Source organism: Yoonia sp., assembly GCF_046498525.1.
Taxonomy (GTDB): Bacteria; Pseudomonadota; Alphaproteobacteria; order Rhodobacterales; family Rhodobacteraceae; genus Yoonia.
This window is the reverse complement of the sequence record NZ_JAWOAN010000276.1, coordinates 1-7,685: the sequence shown is the minus strand read 5'-3', so window position 1 is coordinate 7,685 and position 7,685 is coordinate 1. Positions and strand designations below refer to the sequence as shown.

The following is a 7,685-nucleotide window of genomic DNA, read 5'->3' as shown; positions in this document are numbered from 1 at the left end:
TTGGGAACATTTGCGCAATCACTCAATCAGATCGATCCGTGGCATCTGGTGCAAACTGACGAGGCTGCTTTTGACGCTGCGATGCAAGTTTACGAAAGTCTCGACAGTGTCACCGCCTTGCCGATCGCAGACCTGCAAACCACCCTTTTGCGGGCCGATGACGCAGAGGGTATTTTCGTCAACGGCGCGCGCATCGACGAAGCGCCAGACGTCAACGATCTGCTGCCGGTTTTTCTGCAGGAGGATGAAGTCACGGATGAACAGTCAGGTGCACCAGACATGCCATCGGACGGGGTAACGGACTATGACCCAGGTCCTTTTGCGGTGGACCCCGGACATCATGTGGTGACGGGTGGCAACCGCGTTATCAATGAAGCCGTCCTGAAATCCGTTTGGGTCGACGCCCCGGTCATTGCCGTTGCCGACAATGTGCTGCGCCTTGATATGATATCGCAGATCAACCTGCGCGTTGAATCCGCCGCATTGCCTTTGCACGCAATATCCGCGCCATCGTCGTCCTTCAATATTGCGCATCTCGAATACAGCTATGCGATGGTGCAGGATCCGTCCGTAACCGACAGTACGGATGTGATCAATGACGGGTTGCCCAGCTTCTGGAACGTGACACGGCTGGAGGGCGACCTGATACTGTCGAATTGGGTACAGCAACATATCTTTGCGACGGATTATGACCGGGTCGAGGTCAAGTTCACGGGCGCAGCCAGTTATATCGGTACGGGCGAAAACCTTGTGTTCAATGAGACGCTGGCAATGAACATGGGCTTTCACTATGACCTGATCATGATCGGCGGCAGCATGGTCACGCTGAATCAGATCTTTCAGATCAACGTGATGCTCGATCAGGACAGCTTTACCAATGGTGCCTTCGCCGGGGCCGCGTTCAATGCCGGCGACAACCTGCAAGTCAATAAAGCCGCCATCCTGACCACCGGCGTTGACAGCACGGGTCTGGCGAACGAGCCATTTCTTCAGGCAATCACCGATTTGAAAGCTGGCAGCAACACGATTTCTGCGGATGTGGCGCAGATGTCGCTTTTTGCCGGACAAGAGATGCTTTCTGTTCTGTATGTCGACGGTGACCTGATCCAGACTGCGGTGATCGAACAGATCAGCTATCTGGGCGATTCCGACCAGATTCATTTCATTCAGAACATGATCGCCAGCGCCGAGGGTGCTCAGACCACGGTGACAACCGGTTCCAACGCACAAATCAATGCAGCCACGATCGTCTCGGAGGGGCTGGATTCCACGGTTCTGGCGGGCGGGGAAACCTATAGCGATGCGTTGATCTATCAGGCTGAACTGATCGACGAAACCAGTGCGCCAACGGGAGTGCATCTGGACCCGCTTGCATCGGAGGCCGTCGCGTTTCTGGCCGACAACATGATCGCGCCCGATCCTGTGGATGAAGGTGCCGGTCACGGTGTGCTCCATCAGGATGATCCTGGAACGTCGGACGTGATGCAGACGATGCTGGCCTAGACACCGTATCCCCCTACCCCCAAGTTTAGCGGAGAAACGCTTTGAACAAGATGATTGAAAGATCGCCCGCATACGGGACGGTCGTGCAAGCCCATTCCGACAAGCGGCGGGCCGCGCTTTTGCCCCTGACACCGGAGCAAAGGGTCTGGCCGGAAGAACCAACCCCGTCAAAATCTTCGTTTGAGGCTACATCTGCGGAGCCACCTGCAAAGCCTCAAGAAAAAGCGCAGAGCCCCGCAGCAGATAACAGGACATCAGCCGAAACTACACGGACAGATGATTTACGCAAGAGCGAAGCCGATTCCGTCTTCGGCGTGACCATCGATGGCCAAACCGGCGGGCCGGTCATGCCGGACACCGGCAAGACGGCATCCGGCCAAGGTGGCGGCGGTGGCGGACACGATGGCGGTCTGAAGTTTCACAGGCGGATGGGACCCGAAGATTTTCAGGCCAGTCTGAAGAATGCTGTCCGTTGTGTCTGGCGCAACCTTAGCTTTGTCATGGTGATGACCTGTGCCACCAATATTCTGATCCTTGCCATTCCAGTCTATCTTTTCCAGATTTCGGATCGGGTGTTGACCAGTCGCTCCACCGACACGCTGATCATGCTGACCATTGTGATCGCGGGGGCGGTCATCTTGCAGGCCGTCTTTGACGCGATACGCCGCTTCATGCTGATGCGTACGGCGGTTGAAGTGGCGGCGCGGCTTGGCGCCCCTGTCCTGAGTGCCGCCGCGGCCGCGTCGCTTCATGGGTCAGGGCGCGAATATCAGACCTTGGGCGATCTGCAGCAGTTGCGGTCTTTTCTGGTTTCGGGAACGCTGATCTCGTTTCTGGATGTGCCGTTTGCGCCCCTTTTCATCCTTGTGATCTTTCTGATCCATCCGCATCTGGGCCTTATCGTGGTTGTGACGTCATTGGCGTTGCTGGTGGTGGCACTGGTCAATCAGCGGATGACTGCAAAACCCTTTGCCGAAGCGAACCTGTCGCAATCCAAGGCAAACATGCATCTGGACTCGATGTCGCGCAACAGCCAGATCATCAACGCGATGGCCATGATACCTGAGGCCGTGACAATTTGGGGGCGCGACACGGCCGCATCGCTGATCGCGCAGGTCCGCGCGCAGGATCGCAACATCATCAGCGCCTCGATCAGCCGCGCGGTGCGCATGTTGACACAAGTCGGCATGTTGGGCTGGGGCGCCTATCTTGCGATTGACGGGCAAATCACCGGCGGCATGGTCATCGCCGCCTCGATCATCGCAGGCCGGGCGCTGGCCCCGATTGAAGGATCGATCGAAGGCTGGAACGGGTTTATCCTATCACGCGCTGCCTATGGGCGGGTGGCGTCGCTGCTGCGGTCTTCGCGATTGCAATTCGAGCGGCTTTGGCTGCCGCATCCCGAAGGGCGTCTGAACGTGGAACGGCTGCTTTATGTACCGGGCGGCACCAAGCAGGTGATTCTGAACGGGATCAGTTTTGCACTTGAACCGGGCGAAACGCTGGCCGTGATCGGAAACTCCGGTGCTGGCAAGACGACGTTGGGCAAAATGTTGGTCGGGTCCATCCTGCCGACATCGGGCAATGTGCGACTGGACCTGATGGACCTGCGCAACTGGGACCCGCGGCAACTGGGCGAGAATATCGGCTATCTGCCACAGGACGTGCAACTGTTTCCCGGAACGATCAAGGATAATATCGGTCGTATGCGAAAAGATGCAACGGACGAACAAATTCACCACGCCGCCGTGCTGGCCGATGTGCATGAAATGATCGCCAGCCTGCCACAGGGATACGAGACAATGGTTGCCGCCGATGGATCACCTTTGTCGGGTGGACAAAAACAGCGCGTCGCCCTGGCGCGGGCCTTCTTCGGCAACCCCCGTCTTGTCGTGCTGGACGAACCGAACTCCAATCTCGACACCGCAGGCGACAAGGCGCTGGCCCAGGCAATCGCCCATGCACGCAAGGAAAAGATCACTGTGGTCGTAATTACGCAAAAACCGTCGCTGCTGAACGTCGTCGACAAGATCATGCTGTTGGCAAATGGCAGCGTGGCCCTTTTCGGCCATCGCGACAAGGTCATGGCCCAATTGAACCCGGCTTCCGCCAAGGACGGCACGCTTGGCGGCAACAGCGCCGCCAGCATTTCCAAACCAAAGCAAGAAGGTAGTTCCTGACATGTCCGATCTTCCCGCACTCACGCGCCCCGATGTCTGGTATCAAGAAGTCCCTCGCTCTATCGGGAAACAGACGTTTTTCGGTATCGCCATGCTTCTGGCCACATTCGGCGGCTTTGGAAGCTGGGCCATGCTGGCCCCGCTGGCCTCGGCTGTGATCGCGCAGGGCAGCTTTGTGGCAACTGGCCAGAACAAGATCGTTCAGCACCTCGAAGGCGGCATCATTTCGGATATCTTGGTGCAGGAGGGCGACCGCGTCAGCCAGGGCCAGGCCATGCTGACACTTGATAAAACACTGGCCCTCGCCACAAACCGTGAACTGGACCTGCGGCGGATCCGGCTTGAAGCCACACAGGCGCGGCTGGTTGCGGAACATGAACATCACGGCGATCTGACGTTTCCACCGCATCTGGAGGCCGAAAGATACGACCCGGACGCCGCGATGATCCTCGACAGCCAGTCGCTTGGCTTCGAGGCGTCGACGGCCAGCCTTGCCAATGATGTCAGTGTCATCAGCAGCAACCTTGACGCTCTGGATATACGCATGACCGGCTATGGCATACAGTTGCAGTCGACCCGCAACCAACTGGCCTTGCTGACCGAAGAACTGGACGCGAAAGCGGCACTGGTCGAAAGCGGCCTGACGCGACGCAGCGAGGCTTTGGCGCTGCAGCGCGCGATTTTCGAGGCAGAAGGTCAGGCGGGGCGGCTGGAAGCGGAGTTGGCGGAACTCTCCGAGATGCGGGCAAAATTCGAAGCACAAATCGCCAAGACACGCGACGAATACAGCCGCAACGCCCTGACACAGCTGCAAGCGATCGAAAGCGAGCTCGAGAGCGTCCGCGAACAACTCCGGCGCTCCGAAAACATTCTTGACCGCACGCAGGTGGTCGCACCCGTGTCAGGCACCGTTGTCAGGATGTATTACCACACGATTGGCGGCGTGATAGAAACGGGTCGCCCCATCGTCGAGATTTTACCCGCAGATGCACCGTTGATCATCGAAGTGCTGGTACCTCGCGCCAACATCGACAGTGTCAGTGTTAACCAAGAAGCAACAGTCAGACTGACGGGCCTGAACCAGCGCACGACGCCGGTCCTGAACGGTCTGGTTGATTATGTATCGGCTGATGCCATTGCCGACGGATCCACAGGTGCCCGCCGCGAGGTGTATCTGTCGCGCATCACGGTATCGCCAGACGAAATGCAGCGCGTTCAGGGGTTTTCGCCGACGCCGGGGATGCCTGCGGAAATCATGATCCAGACGCAGGAAAGGACTTTTGCACAATATCTGGCAAAGCCGATCCTTGACAGTATGACCCGCGCTTTCCGCGAAGAATAGATGACGTTGCCTACCCAAGCTGTCCGGTGTGAAGAAACGCTCTTGGACCATATGAGGCCCGCCTTTTTTGACCGACTAGAGATTATTGAAGGATCCATTTGAAAATGACGGCTACATTCAAGATATTCAGGCGCATGCCTTCTTTTCTATGGTCCAATACCCCGAAAATGCAGGCTGTAAATCAGTGTGGCGCCGCAACACGCCAGCGAAGTACCAAGATCGGAATTGCCGCTGTTGCCGCAGTGGTGTTGGGCGCGGGTTGCACGGATGATCCTTATGCACCGCCGACTTTTCCTTTTGCTACGTCTTATACCGGTCAGCCGGTCATGGCCCCGCGCGTATTGGACAAAAAGGGCTGGTGGCTCAATTTCGAGGACGCAACCCTGAACGCTCTGGTCGAAACTGCGCTGCAAGGAAGCCTGTCTCTCGATCTGGCCCGCGAACGTGTCATCGAGGCGCGTGCCGTGCGCAACAGTATCCCGCTGGCCGCTTCGGTGTCACCCAGCGCAAGGCTGCAACGCGAACGGCAAGGTGAAGACGGGTCCGATCTGACCCGGACCGAAGTCACGCTTGGCTTTGAATGGCTGCTTGATATCTATGGCGGGCGACGCGCCCAGGCCGATGCAGCAAGTGCGCGGGTCGCCGCCGCCGATGCCGAAGTGGACGCGGCGCGCCTATTGTTGCTGCTGAATATCACGAATGCCTATGTTGACCTGCGCTTCCAACAAACAAGCCAGAGTTTGCGTTGGTCTGAACTCCAGTCCAGGCGTCAGACGCTCGAACTGGTTGAAACACTGATGGAAGCCGATAGCGCAACACGGATTGAAGTGGTCCGCGCGCGCGCGCTTGTGTCTGAGATACGGGCCGAATTGCCGGGGATCGAGGCCACGATCACGCGCTTGAAAAACCAGATTGCGGTGCTGTCCGGTCAAACACCCGGAGGCGCAACGATAAATCTGGACAACCGCACGGCGCAACCGCGCGTATCGATGTCACCGCAAATCGGGATTCCCGCCGACCTGCTGCGCAATCGTCCGGACGTACGTGTGGCCGAGCGAACTTACTACGCAGCACTGCGCGATGTCAGATCCTCCATCGCTGCATTGTATCCGCAATTGTCGCTTGGTGGGGTGCTCAGCCTCGTCGGGTTATCAGGGGATCAAAGTACGGATTATATTTTTGGTCCGGCTTTGCGCCTGCCGCTTTTGCCAACGACCGGCCAACGCGCGACAGTGGCCTTGCGCGAATCGCGCGTTCGGCAAGCCCATATGACCTGGCAGTTGACGGTGCTTGAGGCCATCGGCGATGTAGAAAGCGCGCTCGGCGAATATGCAGCTAGCAGGCAGGCGCGCAGTGCTGCACAAGAAACCGTACGCCTTTATACCGAAGCCGTGAACCTGACCCGCGAAAGCGTCAAACAGGACGGTGGAACGGTCCGTGATCTGATCGATGCCGAACAGAACCTATCTGTCGCAAATGCAGGCCTTGCCAATGCGCGTCGGCAACTCGGGCGCAGTTATATCGCGCTTAATGTCAGCCTCGGGGCGGGGAGCAGTTATCAAGCGGAGGAGGTTATTGCCGCAAATTGATCCCATGTCGTATCATCTGACGCGTCGTCATTTTTTCCTGATCGGCTTCAACGCAAAAATGCCAAACACGTGTGGGGCTATTGCATGAGTTTGACAGGTTTATCGTACCATTCGGTGGGCTCCACTTCTCAGGCCTCTACGCCTGGCACGCTTTTACCAAGGCTGTTTTTCAGCAATGTCCTTCACATCCCTGACTGTCCTGATTGCGAAACAGCTGCGTCGTGTGGCTTTGAACAAGCGTTGGAATTACCGGTTTCTCAAAGGCAGTTTCGTCTTATCTGAAAATCAACTTGCCGCGTTGTAATTGAGATGGCGCAAGTTTACAGCGATGTGTTGCGTAGATTATCACATTGACCTTACCGATGCCCATCAAGTCAGACAGGGCTCTTTGCAGAGGCTACCCGTCAGTTTCGAATGCGGCCAGCCCGCCTGTAGGACCTTTCAGCACTTGGCAGGCCCCAACCGCCAGCTTGAATTTTTCTCGAAGCTTAAGCGCATGATCATTTGTCAAAACTATCCGCACTTCATATCGAATGCTGCGCCAGCAAGTGCCGATGACACGAATGTCTGATATTCGCCGCTTCTGCTGAAAAGATAATCTGCTGCATTGAGCACGGTCCGGAGGCTTCTTTGTCGGGCTTTGCCCGAGCACGCGCTGCACGAGCGGGCATCGATTTTGCAGGTTTGAGCTACTCCCCATTAGTTGGACAGTATCTGACGTAATTTAAGCTACTCTTTGCACCTGCTGATCGGGGTTGTTTGTGTCAATTCTCTGCCAATAGACCACGGCAGGTGGTTGGCCGCCAAGGGCAGAATGCGGTCGCTTGTGATTGTAGAACTCGATCCACTTTCTGACGCCAGCCTTAGCTTCTGACCCGGTCTCCCAAGCATGCAGATAGACGCACTCGTATTTCAGAGACCGCCACAGTCGTTCGACAAAGATGTTGTCGAGAAGATAAGATAGGCGGTAAAGAAGAAGATGATATATATGAGGCCTTAGGCTTGCCCTACATCGAGCCTGAGTTGAGAGAAAAGCGGGGGGAACTGGATATAGAGAGTGCAGAAGAACTG

The 7,685-nt window shown here is 56.8% G+C and carries 5 protein-coding genes and 1 pseudogene; 5 read left to right on the top strand and 1 reads right to left on the bottom strand.

The genetic code is table 11. The annotated features are described in order from the left end of the window. From R6T97_RS16210 to R6T97_RS16195, 4 genes are all read left to right on the top strand, one after another. The coding region (locus R6T97_RS16210; RefSeq protein WP_410350316.1) for a hypothetical protein at positions 1 to 1,503 on the top strand (1,503 nt) is incomplete at its 5' end. 50 nt (positions 1,504 to 1,553) lie between these two features. After that, the gene (locus R6T97_RS16205; RefSeq protein ID WP_410350318.1) at positions 1,554 to 3,683 is read left to right on the top strand and encodes a type I secretion system permease/ATPase; all 2,130 of its coding nucleotides are present in this window, start codon (positions 1,554 to 1,556) and stop codon (positions 3,681 to 3,683) included. A 1-nt stretch (position 3,684) separates the two neighbouring features. After that, the gene (locus R6T97_RS16200; RefSeq protein ID WP_410350315.1) at positions 3,685 to 5,025 is read left to right on the top strand and encodes an HlyD family type I secretion periplasmic adaptor subunit; all 1,341 of its coding nucleotides are present in this window, start codon (positions 3,685 to 3,687) and stop codon (positions 5,023 to 5,025) included. A gap of 104 nt (positions 5,026 to 5,129) precedes the next feature. Then, positions 5,130 to 6,614, top strand: a complete 1,485-nt coding sequence (locus R6T97_RS16195) for an efflux transporter outer membrane subunit (RefSeq protein WP_410350314.1) — start codon at positions 5,130 to 5,132, stop codon at positions 6,612 to 6,614. A gap of 724 nt (positions 6,615 to 7,338) precedes the next feature. Here the strand turns inward: R6T97_RS16195 and R6T97_RS16190 are convergent. Next, positions 7,339 to 7,566, bottom strand: a pseudogene (locus tag R6T97_RS16190) (integrase core domain-containing protein); the annotation flags it as partial. Between R6T97_RS16190 and R6T97_RS16185 the strand changes: the two are divergent. Further along, positions 7,485 to 7,685 (top strand): hypothetical protein (locus R6T97_RS16185; protein ID WP_410350317.1); only part of this gene is annotated, 201 nt, incomplete at its 3' end. The pseudogene R6T97_RS16190 and the gene R6T97_RS16185 overlap by 82 nt on opposite strands.

Coding starts and splice junctions, on each gene's coding strand:
- R6T97_RS16205 (WP_410350318.1), top strand. CDS start 1,554: ATGATTGAAAGATCGCCCGCATACGGGACGGTCGTGCAAGCCCATTCC.
- R6T97_RS16200 (WP_410350315.1), top strand. CDS start 3,685: ATGTCCGATCTTCCCGCACTCACGCGCCCCGATGTCTGGTATCAAGAA.
- R6T97_RS16195 (WP_410350314.1), top strand. CDS start 5,130: ATGACGGCTACATTCAAGATATTCAGGCGCATGCCTTCTTTTCTATGG.